Origin of the sequence: Lewinella sp. JB7, assembly GCF_024297185.1 — a bacterium.
GTDB lineage: Bacteria > Bacteroidota > Bacteroidia > Chitinophagales > Saprospiraceae > Neolewinella.
This window is the reverse complement of record NZ_JANCTD010000010.1, coordinates 35,670-52,814: the sequence shown is the minus strand read 5'-3', so window position 1 is coordinate 52,814 and position 17,145 is coordinate 35,670. Positions and strand designations below refer to the sequence as shown.

The following is a 17,145-nucleotide window of genomic DNA, read 5'->3' as shown; positions in this document are numbered from 1 at the left end:
CCGGAAATATACCCAAATTCGTCCTGGAGACCTAACACGGACCCAAATAGATGCCCCATCCGCGGCCAACTGTCGTACTTTTGCCGCCCTTACTTAATGAACCGTTAAAGGCCCCGCTAACGAACCACGGATGAGCCGCCCGGGTCGTTAGTCCAAACGGAGACCTACACCGCATTGACCAAGCTTTTTTCGCACCCGCGCACCGCCGCCCTGCTTTACTGCCTGCTCTTCGTAGCGGTTCGGGCGGGGGCGCAGGTGGATAGTATTCCGGAAAGAGCCGTCTTTTCGGGAAGCACGGCCGATTACCGGATGAGCCCCGACAGCCTGGACGCGCCGGTCGAGTACAGCAGCGAGGACAGTATGGACGTCGACCTGGTCAACCAGCGCATCCACCTGTACGGAAACGCCCGCGTCAACTATCAGGACGTCAGCCTGGAGGCCAACCACATCGTACTCGATTACGGGCAGAACGTCGTCTCCGCGGAACCCTGGCCGGATAGTTCGGGAACCCAAGTAGGCGATCCTAAATTCAGTGATGGAGGTCAGGAGTTTACGGCCAAGGGATTAACCTATAACTTTAAGAGCCGAAAGGGGATCGTGACCGAAACGGTCACCACCCAGGACGACGTGTACGTCCGGGGCGGCAAGTCCAAGTTCGTCAGCGGCGGTATCGCGACCAACGACAGTACCCGCTCCGACGTGATCTATACCGAGGGAGCCATCTTTACCAGTTGCTCACTCGATCATCCCCACTTCGGCATCCGCACTCAGCGCGCGAAGGTAGTACCCAACAAACTGGCCATCATCGGGCCGTCCAACCTGGAGATCATGGGGGTCCCCACGCCGTTCTGGCTTCCCTTCGGCTTCTTCCCCCTCAAGAGCGGCCGGAGCAGCGGACTGCTTTTTCCCAGCGACTACCAGTACAGTCCGCAGTGGGGCTTCGGGTTTCAGGGCATCGGCTGGTTCTTCCCCCTGGGCGAACACGTGAATCTGACGGCGACCAGCGATATCTACCTCAACGGCACCTTTACCGTCAACGCCGCCTCCAGTTACCGGCGTCGGTATAAGTACAGCGGCAGCGCCAATTTCAGCTACCGGCGGCTGGTAGACGAAACCTCGGTATCCGAAGGATTGCAGCCGATCGTCAACCAGGGCATCACTCTGGGCTGGAGTCACCGCCAGGACCAACGCGCCCACCCGACCTTCAATTTCGGCGGAAGCATCAACTTCCAAACAAACCTGGCCGACCAGCGGTACCTGAATACCTACGAATCCGCGAGCACCAACATCATACGCTCGTCGATGAACATCACCAAGTCTTTCCCGAAACTGAAATCCACCCTCACCGCCGGACTCACCCACAGTCAGAACAACCAGACGGGAGCGATCTCGGTGAGCTTCCCCGATGCCAGCTTCCAGACCCAGACCATTTATCCTCTGCGCAATCTGCCGGGCAGTCAGCGGGCCTGGTACAAGAAATTGAGCTTCCGGTACAACAGCCAACTGAAGACGGAATTCGCGGGGCAGGATACGAGCTTCTTCACGCAACAGACCTTCGACGAGGCGCGCTACGGCTTTCGGCACGACGTGAGTACCGCCCTCAGCCTCAACGTGCTGAAGTACTTTAACGTAAGCCCCAACGCCAGCTACGCCGAAGTCTACTACGGCAAGACCCTCGAGTATTTCCTGGATCCGTCGACCATCGATACGGAGCCCGGCATCGACGAGGACGGTAACGTCACCGTCGACACGATCTCCTTTGCCTCCATCAACAGCCGACTGAACCCCGGGCTGGCCAGTTACCGGACCTACAGCGCGGGGGTGAGCGTCAGCACCCAGCTGTTCGGAACCGTGCGGCTCGGCGAACGCGGCCTGTTCGGCCTGAAGGGACTTCGCCACGTCATGAAACCCACGGTAACGGTGGGATACTCGCCGGACTACCGTAACGCAACGGACTTTATCAGCGGGACGCCCTACTTCATCCGGGAGACGGACATCGATCCCGTCCGGGGCAACGCCAATCGTTTCGTGACTCCTTTTCAGGGGCAGATCTTCGGAACGCCCAGTTCATCTCAGGAGAGTTTCGGGGTGAGCTACTCCATCGCCAACCTCTTTGAAGCGAAAGTCTATAACCGCAAGGACAGCACCGATAATATCGTCAAGCTATTCCAGAACATTGCGGTCAGCGGAAACTACGAACTCACCGCCGACAGTCTGCAGTGGAGCGCCATCAACGTATCGGGGGGTACCAGCTTCTTCAAGGGCCTCACCCAGGTGAGCCTGCGGGCCAACTTCGATCCCTACGTGAGCCGCTACGATCCGGTGACCGATCAAGTGGACCGGATCGGGATCACCACCCTGCGCGACCGGGGGGCACCCGTGCAATTGAACACCTTCAACGGAACGATATCGACCAACCTGACGGTCGCGAAAATCCGGGAATTGTTCCAGGGGCAGGAGGAAGAATACGTCACCGACGTGGTCGAGGAGCGCCGTCGCCGTCGGGAAGATGAGAATACCCTGTTTGAGGAAACGGACATCCTTAGTCTCTTCGAGAAGTTCAGTATCCGGCACACCCTCAACTACCGCCTGGACCGGGAAGTCTCCGCCGTGCCGGGCACTCGCGACACCCTGCGCTTCAACACCCACGCTAACAGTATCGAACTGCGGGGGGCACTGCAGCTCACCGAGAACTGGAGCGTCAACATCGGCCAGATCGGCTATGATTTTACGAGCAAGAGCATCACCTACCCCTACCTCAGTTTCGCCCGCGACCTACACTGCTGGGAGATGCGTTTCAGCTGGGCGCCCCAGCGCAATACCTACCAGTTTAGCATCGCGGTCAAGCCCGGTACCTTCGACTTCCTGGAAGTGCCGATTAACCAGAACCGGTACGACGGACAAAACAGGTTCGGAAACTAAAACGACCCGTAACGCGCGGTGCGGTACGGGTCGTTGGATCCACTAGCGTAAAACCGGACTACGGCCGATCGTGGGCGGATGGGTTGCGGTAGAAGTTACTGTCGTAGAAGGCATCGTCCAGCCGATCGGCGTTGCGGAAGTTATCGGTAGCGTAACGGCTGCGATCGTGGTTCTTACCGAACTCGTGGAAATCGGAAAGGTAGTCCGTCGTATCGATCTCGTGGCTGGTCGTGTACCCCCGGTCGCGTTCGTACCTCGGATAGTTGTTGAAGCGATCGTAGGGAATGCCGGATACGACGACCGACCGGTCGTCCTGGTCGATCCGGATAAGCCCGACGGGCACCAGCACGTGGCGGTCCTTCTCGTTGTACAGGTCGCGGTCGTGGCGCTCGATGATGTCGTCATCGATCTCCACTTCCACGTAGCGGACCAGTTTAGCATCGGTATCGGCCAGCAGGCCTTCCACTTCACCGATGGACTCGCCCGATTGCAGTTTGACGGTATATCCTCGGGGATCTACATCGTCGTGGTGCACCTTATAACCGGAAATTTCGTCGAGAAACTTCAGGCGGCTGTTGGCGCGGATGCGGTCATCGTCATTTACTGTGGTGTTCATATCTGAGTATTTTGTGGGTTAGGGAGGGTAGGAGAGGGCGTGTTTAGCTCATCCGCTGCAGCACCATGCGGGCCTGACGGAAGAAGGTGCGTACGTCCTCTTTCTGGTTTAGGGTGAGCGTTTCGGCGCTCATGGCCTGGGCCTCCTGCCGGAGCTTAGCGAGGTCGGCGGCACTCTGACCGTCGTAGGCCTCACTATCGATGTCCTCCAGAACTTCGGTGATCAGCAGGGCGGCCATTTTGATCTTATCGGCGTGATCACCGGCCATGGGGTCTTCCATGATCTCATTGGCCAGGCGTTCGATGCGGTCGGTCTTTTCCTTGACCGAAGCCTCGCTCGTGAGCCCCTTATCTTCGGCGATCGCCCGGGTGGCCATTGCCAGTTCGGTCAGCGCCCGGTGGCTAAACTCATGATCGATACCCATTTCCCCCTCCATATTTTCGGTGGTGGATAGGTAGGTCGTGACGGCGCCGGTGTAGTCTTCGTCGGGCGTTTCGTAGTCGTTGTAGTTGTTATTCTCGTCGATGCCGGTAGCGACGCCGGCTACGCTGTCGTCATCCTCCAGGACCTCCTCGGTGTACACCTCTTCGGATTCGTCGAAAGCTTCGGCTACTCCCCAGATGATGACTCCCAGGAGCAGGAGGCCGATGATCCACGGCCAGATCGGGGTGCCGCTTTTTTTCTCTTCAATACGTATTTGTGCCATGGTTACTTGGTTTTTGTGGTGATGGTTGCGGGGAGACTAGCCGGCGTCCGTGGCGTATGCTACCCACGACTCAGGAGTTACCCCATCACCTATAGATGTTTCCCGGGGTGGTCGATGTTCTAAAACCGGTCAGAAACCGCCGTACGGGGGAGACGAAAAAAGAAAAGCCCCCGACCGTTTGACGGGTCGGGGGCTCTTTACGAACGGGCGCCGGTGATGGCGCGGCCGAACGGATTACTTGAAGGTATAGCGTACCCCAAGCTGCATGGTCCAGCGGCTGCTGCGCAGGCCGGAGTCGTCCAGGTTGTCGTCGAAGATCTCGTCGGGCTTAGCGCCGTTCACGATCTCGCTGTTGACGGTGTAGGTCGGTACGCCGTCGTCGGAGATGTCATCCAGATTCACCAGGGAGTAGGTACCGAAGCCGAGGCTGTTGATCTGTCCCCACTGCTTGTTCAGCAGGTTGTTCAGGTTGAACACGTCGAGGGACAGCTGCAGGGTGTTGCGGTGACCGTTCTTGGTGTTGATGTAAAAGTCCTGCAGGAAGCGGGCGTCGAAGATGGTTTTGAAGGGCGACCAGTTGCTGTTGCGCTCGGCGAATTGGCCGCGGTTGTCCTTCAGGTAGGGATCGTCCTCAATGAATGCTTCCAGGGCGGCGTACTGAGTGGCGGGAGAGTTGCCGTTACGGTCTTCCACCAGATTGATCTCGGAAGCGTTGGCCGGAATGAAGGCCACTTCGTTGAAGCTGAAACCGAAATCGTTCACGAAGTCGCGATTTGAAGCTCCGACCACGTAGGTGTAGGCTCCCCGGCTGTCGCCGTTCATAAAGATCGAGAAGGTCTGCTTGGTATTTTCGGTACCCTCGAAGGCGTAGCTGGCCGATCCGAAGATACGGTGGCCGGCGGCGAAGGCGGAACGCTGTACGGGGCCTTCGTTGTTACGACCCTCCGGGTTGTAGTAGCTCCGCCACTGGGAGGAGTTCTGGCTGGAGGTGCCGTCGAACAGGCTGTAGCTGTCGCCGTAGGAGTAGCCCAGGGTTCCGATGAATCCGTTGCTGAACGGCTTCTGCAGTACGGTGCTGAAGTTCCAGCTGTACCCCTTGTCGGTGTTCGTACCGAGATAGATACCCGTGTAGGTGCGGTCGAGCGCGGAGGAACTGGTGTAGTACACCCGGTTATCGGGAGTGCCGGTCAGGCGCGCGATGTTGCTCGGATCGAGGTTGAGGCTCTGGTAACGAACGTAGTTGTTGAACTTGGTGTAGAGTCCTTCTACCGTTAGGATGAAATTGTGGGGCAGTTGGTAATCCACGGCCAGGTTCACCTTGGTGGTCTGGGGCAACTTGAAGTTCTGAGCGAAGAGGTCGATCTGACCCGAGGGGGCGGGGTTGCTCAGGTTGATGTCACCCGGAGGCTGGCTGTTGACGTCGGGGTTGAACATCACCTCGTCCCGGAGGCGGACACCGCCGATGTTGAAGCCGTAGTTGTTGTAAGCTCCACCGGGCCATACCAGGGGAATGCGGCTGGTGAAGATGCCGATGCCGCCGCGGAGTTGCAGGGTCTTATCGCCCAGCACGTCGTAGTTGAACCCTAAACGGGGGCTAAACAGGATGCTCGACTTGATGAACTGACCCGTGCGGGCACCCTCGAGGTCGTAACCGGCCTGGTCCAGCAGGGGGATGGTCTCGCTGTTGAACTGATCGTTTTCCGGCACGTCGTTGGGCCACACGGGCACGTCGATCCGCAGTCCACCGGTCAGGCGCAGCTGATCGTTGACCTGGAATTCGTCCTGTACGTAGAAGCCGATCAGGGTCTGCTTGATGGTGGCGATGGCCGCGCTGCCGTCGCCCGTGATGTTATCAACCTGGCTGTAGCTGCGATCGAACTGATCGGCGGGTTCGCCGGCCAGGAAGCGCTGCACGCCGGTGAGCGAATCGCTGTCGAAGTACTGGTAGGAACCGAAGTTTTCCCGGATAAAGAGGTTACCCGCCTTGAAGTATTCGAGGTTGGCACCTACGAGGACGTTGTGGCGACCGGCGTAGATGGTGTAATCGTTCTTGATCGTGAGGATGTCCTGGTTCAGCAGGTTGGCCGTGGAGAAGCGCTCGGCTCCGAGTTCGATGTTACCATTATTGCCGTCCTGCAGACGCAGGGTGGGGAAGTCGGGTCCCAGGGGGTCGCGGTCGTCCCGCACGCTGGTGAATCCGATCGTGAGGTTATTGGCGGAGTTGCCGAAGAGGCTGTTGAGTTCGACGGCCGAGCTGTTGGTCTTCGAAATGAAGAATTCCGATCCGTTGAGGAAGTTAATGTTGCGGCTGCCGGAGTTGCGGGCTTCCAGGTTCTCGGCGGTAACGTAGCTGTGCCGTACGGAGAGCTTGTGGACGTCACTCAGGTTGAAGTCGAGCTTACCGAGCAGCTTGTCGCTGTTCAGGTAGGCGGTATTATTGTCGTACGCACCGGGGTCGTAGCCGTAGGTATTCCGGATCGTGTTGGCCAGCGCACTCAGGTCGCCGGCGCTGCTGTTGCCCTGGTAGTTAGCGATGCTGAAGGGTTGGGGCGTCTCGTCGCGCTGCAGTTCGGCGTTGACGAAGAAGAACACCTTGTCCTTAATGATCGGTCCGCCGAGACGGGCGCCGTAGGTCTTGGCCGAAAATTCGGCAATGGGGTCGAAATCGAAGCCGACATCATTCGTAAATCCGGCGTCACGGGTAAGACCGTCGTTGCGGAAGAAGTAGTAAGCCGATCCCTCCAGGTTATTGGTTCCCGACCGGGTGACCGCGCTAATCGACCCGCCGGCGAATCCGCTCTGACGGACGTCGAAGGGAGCCACCGCAACGGTGAACTGCTCCACCGCGTCAATAGAAATGGGCGAAACGCCGGTCTGGCCACCGTTCGTGCCCGATCCGGAAAGACCGAAGGCGTCATTATTTACGGCTCCGTCGATGTAGATGCTGTTGAAGCGGTTGTTCTGACCGGCGATCTGAATGGCGAAACCGTCGCCCTCTTCGATCTTGGCCAGCGGGTTGAGGCGGGCGTAATCGGCGATGTTCCGGTTTACGGTGGGTAGGGCGTCGATCTGCTGCTCGCTGATGGTGGTCTCCTGACCGGTACGCTTCCCGTCGAAAACGGCGCCCCGGGTGGAGGTCACGGTAATTTCTCCCAGGTCGACCGCTCCCTCGCTGAGGGACTGGCTGAACTGGAAGGCCTGACCGAGGGACAGGAAAATGTCGTCCTGTACGATCGGGCTGAAGCCGGTGTAAGTAACCGAGATGGTGTAGGGGCCACCGACGCGCAGGCCGGGTAAACGGAAAAAGCCCTCCAGGTCGGTTACGTTACCGTAGGTCGTACCCGAGGGGGTGTGCACGGCCTGCACCGTAGCGCCGATCAGGGGTTCCCCCGTCCCGGCCTCGGTAATTTGCCCGTAGATGGAGGAAGTGGTCACCCCCTGGGCGGCTACCCCAAGCGGCAGTAGCATCAGCACCAGGCAGATGGTGAGAAGGTTGGTAAAAAACCTCATACTTAGAAGGATTTGGTTGATTAGGTTCCGGGGCGAGACCCCCTAAAGTTGGTGCAAAGGTCTATTGATTTTTTCACCTTCACGTTAACCCAATGTTAACCTTTCCAGAATCCTCCCGCCCGGCGCGGGCTAAGCTACTTGTCCTGGCGGGCGAAGACTTTACGCAGCAGTTCGGTGTTCCGCAAAGCGGGGTTCTCGCGTAATTCCGTTTCCTTGACCTCGATCAGACCGAACATTCCTTCCAAAGCCCGCGCGGTCACGTAACGGTCCAGTTCGGGCTCGGTTTTTTTGACCAGGGGAATTTTGTTGTAGGCCGTAACCGCCTGAAAGTAGAGTTCATTGGCCTTCACCTCGTCGAGCGCGTCACGAATCACCGGCCGGAAGGCACCGGTCAAACCGGTGGTCGTACTCGTCTCCAGGTAACGGGTCGCGGCATCTTTCTCACCCATCAGCAGGTTGAGGGCATCCTTGAAGGTAAGTCCGCGGATAGCGTCCACGAAGATCGGACCGGCCTGCTTAGCCGCCAGTTCGGCGGCGCGGTTAATGCGCTCGACGAGGTCCCGCTCAAGATTACCAAAGCCCGGGAGCGCGCTGACGCGGCTGACGACCGTGCGGGCCTCCTCCGGCAGAAGAATCTTATACGGACTGGCCAGGTATCCGTCCTGCGCCGATAGGGATGTGACGGCCTGCCCGACCCCCTGATCGAGGGCTTCCTTCAGGGCGGTACCGATCTCGTCCTGCGACAGGGGAGTCTGCCCGGTGACGATACCCTGTGCCTTATCGGCCAGTTTGCCCAAATTGCCGAACTGGGCGGCGGCGGGGAGGGCAAGTCCCAGGGCCATAAATAGAATGAGGCAAGAACGGATCATACGGTAAGGGCTTTGTTCCCCTAACAACGCCTGCGGGCGGCGGAAGATTTGCGCCGGCGGGTTAAGGGAAGCCTAAGGTTAGGCCAAGTCTTCCCGGGTCACGCCCGCGACTTCCATGATCAAGTCCGGACCGTATACCCCGGCCGGGGTGCGGTAGCCGGGCTCCATCTCCCCGTCGAGGACCCGCCGGACGATCATCAGGGCGGTTATCGCCGTGAGGGTATAGCCCTCCGGGGTGCGCAAGCGGGCGGCCACCGTTTTTCCACTCACGTCCTTCACTTCTCCGTAGACGTAGGCTTCGGCGCGTTGCCGCTGCTCGTCGTCGGGACCCGCGGGACGGGCCTCGATCTTTTTCGCCAGAAACTTCTGCACGATCCCCAGGCGTAGTATCGGCCCCAGGTAGTTGCTGCGTTTCATCATTTTGATCTGCGCGGGCGGCACCGCGAAGTAGGTCCTGATGTTCGGGATCCCCGTCGTAAAGTAGGCCGTGAAAACATCGCCCCAGGGAATGGTGACGGCGTTTAGGGTAGCCTCTTCCGTAAAGGGGAACGACCGTTCGTCGTGGGCGGCCGGCACCGGTACGATCTTGCCGTTGCGCCGAACCGCCCCGCCCCTGCCCAGGCCGCCGAGCATGGTTTTGGAGGTGCCGTGACTGATCATGCCACCCTTCCAGGCGAAGGCGAGCACCAATTCGGTTGCTTCGGGCATGCACCGCTTCAGATAGGCGGCCAGGCAGTCGGTAGGGACCACGTCGAAGCCCACCCCCGGCATGAGCATCACCCCGGCCCGCTCGGCTTCCGGCCCGCGGCGGGCGGAGGCCGCGAATACTGATATTTCCCCCGTGATGTCCAGGTAGTGTACCCCGGTCGCTAAACAGGCTTTCTGCATGGGGGCCGCCGTCTCCGCGAAGGGACCCGCCGCGTGCAGGACGACCTTATATCCTTTCAGCAGATCGTGCAACTCGGTCCGGTTTTTCAGGTCCACCGCCCGGTAGTCGTAGCCGAATTCCAGGCTCATGGCTTCCAGTTTTTGCGCGTTCCTCCCACTGAGCAGGGGGCGTAGGCCATATTCGGCGGCGGTGCGGGTAATGAGCCGGCCGGTGTAGCCGTAGGCGCCGTAAAGAATGAAATCAGCCATGGAACCGAATTTTTAGTGGGGGTAGGGGAGCGGCAAGTTGCTAACTCCCCGCCCCGGCGGAGGTTCGCCGGTGTCGAAATTGCAAATTGCCGGCGGGAAATTGAAATTTCTTCCTACCTTTCCGCCATGCAAATGAAAACCTCCTTCAGCTGGTGGCTCAACCGTACTCTCCCCTGAGCACGCGCTAGCCCTTTTGCAAAGATTTAAAGGCTCGTCGGTTGCTCCGGCGGGCCTTTTTCGTTAGCGCCCGCCCGGCCACCGTTCCAAACATCGTTTATCCGTGTCCACATCCACCCTCACTCAGGAAACTACCCGGCTCCGCGTCATCACCCGGCGGCTTACGGCCGACCAGTTAACGCCGGTCTCCCTCTACCTCTCCCTCCGGGATAAGTTCACCGACCCCGTCCTGCTGGAATCCAACGAAACTCGCCACAACGAACACTACTTCAGCGTAATGGGACTGGAAACCCTGGCCTATTACCGCGTGGACGACGGGATGATCCGCCGCGGTCGGGCAGGGGGGGCGGGGACGCAGGTGCCGTGCAACGACGCCCAGACCGTCAGCCGCGACCTCAGTGTCTTCCTCCGGTCCTTTGAGCTGGACTACGGCGACACCACTCCCCTGATCCGGCAGTTCAACGGACTGATCGGCCACACGAACTTCGAGGGGGTTGCCTACTTCGATACGCTCTCCTTCCGCAATCCACGGCTCCTGCGGGCCCCCGCCCTCCGCTATCACCTATACCGCTTCGTCCTGGTGTTCCACCACTACCGCGACGAGCTCCTGCTGATCGAAAACCTTCCCGAAGGCGAGCAAAGCCGGTTGGATGAAGTAGAGAACGCCATTCGCGCGGGTGGCACCGTGCACCCCTTTCGTACGGATGGCGACGAAAGCAGTAACCTGACCGACGACGAATACCGCGAACTGGTAGCGCGCGGCAAGCACCACTGCCGGATCGGCGATGTCTTCCAGATCGTTCTCAGCCGCCAGTTCCGCCAGGGATTCACCGGCGACGAATTTCAGGTGTACCGGGCCCTGCGCAGCATCAATCCCTCCCCCTACCTCTTCTACTTCGACTACGGCGATTACCGCATCATGGGGTCGAGCCCGGAAAGCCAGATGGTCATTCGCGACGGCGTGGCCCGCCTTAATCCCATCGCCGGCACCTACCGCCGCACCGGCGACGCCACACGTGACCGGGAGGCCACCGAACGCCTGCTGGCCGACCCCAAGGAAAACGCCGAACACGTGATGCTGGTCGACCTGGCCCGTAACGACCTGAGCCGCCACACCCGGGACGTCACCGTGCGTAGTCTGCGCCAGGTGCACTACTACAGCCACGTTATTCACCTGGTGAGTACCGTGGACGGTAAGCTGGGACGCGAGGATCAAGCCGTCCGCATCTTCGGCGACACCTTTCCGGCGGGCACCCTCAGCGGGGCGCCGAAGTACCGGGCCATCGAGCTGATCGATAAGTACGAGAATCAGCAACGCGGCTTCTACGGCGGCGCGATCGGCTTCATCGACTTCGACGGGGGCATGAACCAGGCCATCCTGATCCGTTCCTTCTTCAGCCAGGACAACGTACTCTACTACCAGGCGGGGGCCGGCGTGGTGGCGGCCAGCGACGAGGAGAGCGAACTGCAGGAAGTCTACCACAAACTCGGCGCCCTGACCAAGGCGATCACCAAGGCGGAAACCTACTCCGCGAGCTTTTGAACCCGTTGGACGGTGTCACCCCGTTGGACCGCTGTAATAAAAAAGTTCCGAAATGAAAATTCTGATTCTCGACAATTACGATTCCTTCACCTACAACCTCGTTCACTACATCGAGGAGGAACTCGGGCAGTCCGTAGACGTGTTCCGCAACGACGAGATTGATCTGGCCGCCGTAGCCGCTTACGACCTGGTCGTGCTGAGCCCCGGACCGGGACTGCCCGCAGACGCCGGCATCATGCCGGACCTGATCAAGCAGTACGCCGGCCAGACCGTCATCTTTGGGGTGTGCCTCGGTCACCAGGCGATCGGCGAAGCTTTCGGGGCTTCGCTGCACAACCTGGAGCAGGTACACCACGGAGTGGAAACGGACATGCAGCGGACCGTAGCGGAGGACGACATTTTCACCGGCGTGCCCGCCACCTTCCGCGCCGGCCGTTACCACAGCTGGGTGATCGATCCGGCCACCCTGCCCGCCGAGCTGGAGATCACGGCCACCGACGACCGGGGCGGAATCATGGCCATGCGCCACCGCAGCTTACCTATTTTTGGGGTGCAATTCCATCCCGAAAGCATCATGACCGAGCACGGCCGGCTGATGATCAAGAATTTGCTCAACTACGTTAAATCTCGACAAGCCACTACGGTATGACCAATATTGCTATTGACGAGCGCGGCTACTACGGCCGCTTCGGAGGAGCCTACATCCCCGAGATGCTCCACGCCAACGTCGAGGAACTTCGGCGCAGCTACGTGACCATGATGGGCGATCCGGAGTTCCGGCGGGAGTTCGACCTGCTGCTGCGCGACTACGTCGGCCGGCCCAGTCCCCTGTACTACGCCGAGCGCCTGAGCAAGCACTACGGGACGAACCTGTACCTCAAGCGCGAAGACCTGAACCACACGGGGGCCCACAAAATTAACAACACGATCGGACAGATCCTGCTGGCCGAACGGCTGGGAAAGAAGCGCATCATTGCCGAAACCGGTGCCGGCCAGCACGGCGTAGCCACCGCCACGGTCTGCGCCCTCAAGGGCCTGCAGTGCATCGTCTACATGGGCGAGGTAGATATCGAGCGGCAGGCCCCCAACGTGGCCCGCATGAAGATGCTCGGCGCCGAAGTGAGGCCCGCCCGCAGCGGTAGCCGCACCCTAAAGGACGCGACCAACGAGGCGATCCGCGACTGGATCAGCAATCCGGAGGATACTCACTACATCATCGGATCCGTCGTCGGTCCTCATCCCTATCCCGACATGGTTGCCCGCTTTCAGGCCATCATCTCGGAAGAAACCAAGTGGCAGTTGCGGGAGAAGATCGGTCGCGACTACCCGGATGCCATCGTCGCCTGCGTGGGCGGGGGCAGCAACGCGGCCGGAGCCTACTATCACTACCTCAACGACGAGCGGGTGCGCCTCATCGCCGTGGAGGCCGCCGGACTGGGCGTCGACAGCGGTGAATCGGCCGCTACGAGTCAGCTCGGCAGCGAAGGCATCATCCACGGCAGTCGGACTCTGCTGATGCAGACCGAAGACGGACAAATCGTCGAGCCCTACAGCATCAGCGCGGGTCTGGACTATCCGGGTATCGGACCGCTACACGCCTTCCTCATCGACAGCAAGCGCGCCGAAGCGATCAGCGTAACGGACGACGACGCCCTGGCCGCGGCCCTCTTCGTCGCCCGGCAGGAGGGCATCATCCCGGCCCTGGAAACGGCCCACGCCTTCGCCGCCCTCGATCAGATGAACTACGGTCCCGACGACGTGATCGTGGTGTGCCTGAGCGGGCGGGGCGACAAGGACTTGGCGGCCTTCTCCGCCTACCTCGATTCCGAACCCCTCAAACCGGCATAACGCCCCGCGCAAGCAGCAGCAATGAACAGACTATCCCGGCTCTTCGCCAGTAAGCAGAAGGACATCCTTAATATATACTTCACGGCCGGCTACCCGACACTGGACAGCACCGTACCGATCATTCGCAGTCTGGCCGAGTCTGGTGCCGACCTGATCGAAATCGGCATGCCCTACTCCGACCCCATGGCCGACGGGGAAACCATTCAGGAAAGCAGCTCCGTCGCCCTCCGCAACGGCATGAACCTCAAACTCCTCGTGGAACAGATCGAGGAAGCCCGGCGACACACGCAAATTCCCCTGGTACTCATGGGCTACTTCAACCAGGTCATGCAGTACGGTATGGAGCGTTTCGTGGGCGCGGTCGCGGGAGCCGGCATTGACGGACTGATCCTGCCGGATCTCCCGGCCTATGAGTACGAGCGCGACTTCCGCCAACTGGCCGAGAGGGCCGGCCTGCAGGTCAGTTTTCTCATCACGCCGCAGACCTCCGACGAGCGCATCCGGGAGATCGCGGGCAGCAGCACCGGCTTCCTGTACGTCGTATCGAGCAGCTCCATAACCGGGGGCAGCGCGGAGATCAGCGACCGTCAGCGGGCGTACTTCAACCGGATCGAGCGGCTGAATCTTCCCAACCCGAAGCTCATCGGGTTCGGCATCAGCGATGCCGCCAGCTTCCGCACGGCCTGCGAATACTTCAACGGCGCCATCATCGGCAGTGCCTTCATCCGTTCGCTGGCCGGACAGGAGGATAGGGTAGCGGAAGCCTCCAGAGAATTCGTCGACGCCATTCTGCAAGCTGAAATACGGTGATGGGAAAACGGGTGCTCGTCATCGGCGGTCCGACGGCCAGCGGAAAGACCCGACTGGCCATCGAGGTGGCCCGGCACTACGGCACGGAGATCGTGAGCGCGGACAGCCGGCAGTTCTACCGGGAAATGCGGATCGGGAACGCCCGCCCGACCCCGGAGGAACTATCGACCGTTCCTCACCACTTCATCGCCGACCGGTCCCTGACCAGCCCCCTGTCCGCGGGCAGGTACGCGGCAGAAGCACGGAACCGACTGGACGGGATATTTTGTAATCACGATATCGCCGTGGTCGTGGGCGGCAGCGGCCTTTTCATCCGCGCCCTCTGCGGGGGGCTCGACGAGTTTCCGGAGGTTTCGGAAAATGCCCGACGCCGGGTGATGGAAATCGAATCCCGCGACGGACTCGAGGGCTTACGGACTGCACTCGCTCAGCACGACCCCGCCTACTACGACCGGGTAGACCGCCACAACGGTCGTCGGCTACAGCGCGCGTTGCGGGTCTGCTTCACGGAAGGGAAGCCCTACAGCAGCTACCTCGGCAATGCCGCCGCGCCCGACTTTTCGCCCCACTATTTTTGTCGCAGTCCCGCACGCGATGAACTGTACGCCCGCATCGAACGGCGGGTCGATCAGATGATCAACGAAGGACTGGAAGCGGAAGCCCGGCAACTCTTACCTCACCAGGACTTACCGGTGCTGCGCACGGTCGGTTACCAGGAGTGGTGGCCCTACTTCGCGGGGGATTACGGCAAGGACCGGGCCATTGAACTCATCAAGCGCAACAGCCGCCGGTACGCCAAGCGGCAGTACACCTGGTTCCGGGATTACGCGAGCGTGGCGAGCGTGCGGGACATTCAGGACAAGTTGGGATAGCCTGATGCGGCGGTCTCCCAGCGCACGCAATCTCATAAATGCGGAATGCCCCCGCCGACTCGGGTCGGCAGGGGCATTCCAAAAATATTTCATGCTCCGTTTAGTCGCGACTGTAGATGGACTGGCCATTCTGTAGCATGTCCGCAATGTCGTCCCGATCGGCAATGTAGCGGTAGCGGGTATTGGTTGCGCCGTTGGGGCGGTCACCGATGATGTAGTAGCGAACGTCCATGTCGGGTGCGTTGACGACGACCTGGTCGGAAACGCGCATCATTTCCCCGTCGCTTAGGCGTTCCCCATCCTTGTCGAGGCGGGCCAGGACGATCATCCGCTTGCCGGTAGTATAGATCTCTTCGATCTCCAGTTCCGCCTCCTGGTCCACGTCGGCTTCGACCATAAAGGTCGTCTCCTCGGCATCGCCGTACTCATCGGGCCAGGACACGTCCAGTACGGGCACCTCCACGGGTTCCTCCACCATTTGTACGGTGACCTTGGGTACTTCGACCATGCGGGTGGTCGTATTTACGTCTACGTCGACCCAGTCCACATCATACTCCGGCAGTTGACCGGCTTCGGTATCGACGTCCACGTCGATTTCCGGGAGGTCGCCTTCCTGCGTTTGGTCGACGTCGCAGGCCGTGAAAAGGAGGGAAAAGAATAAGAGGATAGGTAAAAATCGGAAGGTCATTTCGGCGTATTAAATTAGGAAATCGGGGTGGACGAGGGCCACGCTTCCCTGTTGCAACGGTGTGCGGGCGGGGGGATGTTCGATTGTCCCGGACGTGCGCCCCTGCCGTAAATTCCGAATCCGGAGGGGGGGAGGCTACCGCCGGGACAGGTTTTCTCTACGAACATTGCACCTGCGGCCCCGCCCCGCGTTAGCTTTGCAAAAAAGCAACAGCATGTCTAGAGTAATGATCATCGGCGCCGGAGGTGTCGGACGCGTGGTAGCCTATAAGTGTGCCGAAAACCCGGAAGTGTTCACCGAATTTATGCTCGCCAGCCGTACGAAGAGCAAGTGTGACGAGATCGCCGCCGACATCAAGGCCGACCTGGGCTACGATAAGATCACTACCGCCGCCGTGGACGCCGAGGACGTGCCCGCCCTCACCCAACTCATCCGCGACTACGATCCCTTCATGGTCGTTCACGTCGCGCTGCCGTACCAGGATCTGACCATTATGGACGCCTGCCTCGAAGCCGGAGTACACTACCTCGACACGGCCAACTACGAGCCGAAGGAGGAGGCCAAGTTCGAATACAGCCACCAGTGGGCCTACCACGATCGCTTCAAGCAGGCGGGACTGACGGCCATTCTGGGCTGCGGTTTCGACCCGGGGGTCACGAGCATTTTCACCGCGCGGGCCGCTACCCACTTCTTCGACGAGATCCACTATCTCGACATCGTGGACGCGAACGCCGGCGACCACGGCAAGGCCTTCGCGACCAACTTTAATCCCGAGATCAACATCCGCGAAATTACCCAGCCCGGTAAGTACTGGGAAAACGGAAAGTGGGTCGAAATTCCCGCGTTCAGCATCCGCAAGGACCTTACCTACCCCGACATCGGCCCCAAGCCCAGTTACGTACTCTACCACGAGGAGCTGGAGAGCCTGGTCAAGCACTTCCCGACCCTCAAACGCGCCCGCTTCTGGATGACCTTCGGCGATGAATACCTCACCCACCTCCGCGTCATTCAGAACATCGGCATGGCCGGCATCGAACCCGTCAACCACAAGGGGGTCGAGATCATCCCGCTGGAATTCCTCAAGACCGTCCTGCCCGATCCCGGCGGGCTAGGCGAAGGTTACAGCGGACAGACCAGCATCGGATGCCGCATCCGGGGCATCAAGGACGGAGAGGAGCGCACCTACTACATCTGGAACAACTGCAGCCACGAACGCGCTTACCGCGAAACGCGGGCGCAGGGCGTTAGCTACACCACCGGGGTACCCGCCATGACCGGCGCGATGATGCTCATCCAGGGCAAGTGGGACGGCCACGGCGTGTACAACGTGGAGCAGTTCAATCCCGATCCCTTCCTCGACGTGCTGGGCAAGCACGGCCTGGAGTGGCACGAGGAAGTAGGGGTGGATCTGGAGGTATAGGCCCCGTAAGCTTCCCCGGCCAAAAAA

General features: G+C 60.2%; 13 protein-coding genes. 7 read left to right on the top strand and 6 right to left on the bottom strand.

Annotated features, from left to right (window positions below; genetic code table 11):
* Positions 1-174: 174 nt before the first annotated feature.
* Entirely contained in the window at positions 175-2,922 is a 2,748-nt protein-coding gene (locus NMA52_RS16600) for a putative LPS assembly protein LptD (RefSeq protein WP_254828829.1), read from the top strand.
* A 58-nt stretch (positions 2,923-2,980) separates the two neighbouring features.
* Here NMA52_RS16600 and NMA52_RS16595 read toward each other — a convergent pair whose 3' ends face one another.
* The 5 genes from NMA52_RS16595 to NMA52_RS16575 all read right to left on the bottom strand — a co-directional run bounded on the left by NMA52_RS16595 (position 2,981) and on the right by NMA52_RS16575 (position 9,760).
* Entirely contained in the window at positions 2,981-3,538 is a 558-nt protein-coding gene (locus tag NMA52_RS16595; RefSeq protein WP_254828828.1) for a PRC-barrel domain-containing protein, read from the bottom strand.
* A gap of 43 nt (positions 3,539-3,581) precedes the next feature.
* Positions 3,582-4,244, bottom strand: coding sequence for a hypothetical protein (locus NMA52_RS16590; protein WP_254828827.1), 663 nt, complete (start codon positions 4,242-4,244; stop codon positions 3,582-3,584).
* A gap of 234 nt (positions 4,245-4,478) precedes the next feature.
* On the bottom strand, positions 4,479-7,754 hold the full coding sequence (locus NMA52_RS16585; protein ID WP_254828826.1) for a carboxypeptidase regulatory-like domain-containing protein: 3,276 nt from the start codon (positions 7,752-7,754) through the stop codon (positions 4,479-4,481).
* A 134-nt stretch (positions 7,755-7,888) separates the two neighbouring features.
* Positions 7,889-8,623 carry a DUF4197 domain-containing protein gene (locus NMA52_RS16580; RefSeq protein WP_254828825.1) on the bottom strand — a complete coding sequence of 245 codons (735 nt, stop codon included), beginning with the start codon at positions 8,621-8,623 and terminating at the stop codon, positions 7,889-7,891.
* Positions 8,624-8,701: 78 nt separating this feature from the next.
* The gene (locus NMA52_RS16575) at positions 8,702-9,760 is read right to left on the bottom strand and encodes a trans-acting enoyl reductase family protein (protein ID WP_254828824.1); all 1,059 of its coding nucleotides are present in this window, start codon (positions 9,758-9,760) and stop codon (positions 8,702-8,704) included.
* Positions 9,761-10,040: 280 nt separating this feature from the next.
* On the opposite strand from NMA52_RS16575, the gene NMA52_RS19255 reads away from it, so the two are divergent.
* The 5 genes from NMA52_RS19255 to miaA are packed head-to-tail and all read left to right on the top strand — an operon-like array spanning position 10,041 to position 15,010.
* Positions 10,041-11,480 (top strand): chorismate-binding protein, encoded by a 1,440-nt coding sequence (locus NMA52_RS19255; protein ID WP_254828823.1) that lies wholly within the window; start codon positions 10,041-10,043, stop codon positions 11,478-11,480.
* Between the two features lie 52 nt (positions 11,481-11,532).
* Entirely contained in the window at positions 11,533-12,129 is a 597-nt protein-coding gene (locus NMA52_RS16565) for an aminodeoxychorismate/anthranilate synthase component II (RefSeq protein WP_254828822.1), read from the top strand.
* Positions 12,126-13,328: a tryptophan synthase subunit beta gene (gene trpB, locus NMA52_RS16560; protein WP_254828821.1), complete on the top strand. Its 1,203-nt coding sequence runs from the start codon at positions 12,126-12,128 to the stop codon at positions 13,326-13,328. The genes NMA52_RS16565 and trpB overlap by 4 nt, the downstream gene beginning before the upstream one ends.
* A gap of 21 nt (positions 13,329-13,349) precedes the next feature.
* Positions 13,350-14,138, top strand: coding sequence for a tryptophan synthase subunit alpha (gene trpA / locus NMA52_RS16555; RefSeq protein ID WP_254828820.1), 789 nt, complete (start codon positions 13,350-13,352; stop codon positions 14,136-14,138).
* Complete coding sequence (gene miaA, locus NMA52_RS16550; RefSeq protein ID WP_254828819.1) at positions 14,138-15,010, top strand: tRNA (adenosine(37)-N6)-dimethylallyltransferase MiaA; 873 nt, start codon at positions 14,138-14,140, stop codon at positions 15,008-15,010. The genes trpA and miaA overlap by 1 nt, the downstream gene beginning before the upstream one ends.
* A 100-nt stretch (positions 15,011-15,110) precedes the next feature.
* On the opposite strand, the gene NMA52_RS16545 is transcribed toward miaA, so the two are convergent.
* Positions 15,111-15,698, bottom strand: coding sequence for a hypothetical protein (locus NMA52_RS16545; protein ID WP_254828818.1), 588 nt, complete (start codon positions 15,696-15,698; stop codon positions 15,111-15,113).
* 214 nt (positions 15,699-15,912) lie between these two features.
* On the opposite strand from NMA52_RS16545, the gene NMA52_RS16540 reads away from it, so the two are divergent.
* Positions 15,913-17,118 carry a saccharopine dehydrogenase family protein gene (locus tag NMA52_RS16540; RefSeq protein WP_254828817.1) on the top strand — a complete coding sequence of 402 codons (1,206 nt, stop codon included), beginning with the start codon at positions 15,913-15,915 and terminating at the stop codon, positions 17,116-17,118.
* Positions 17,119-17,145: the final 27 nt, after the last annotated feature.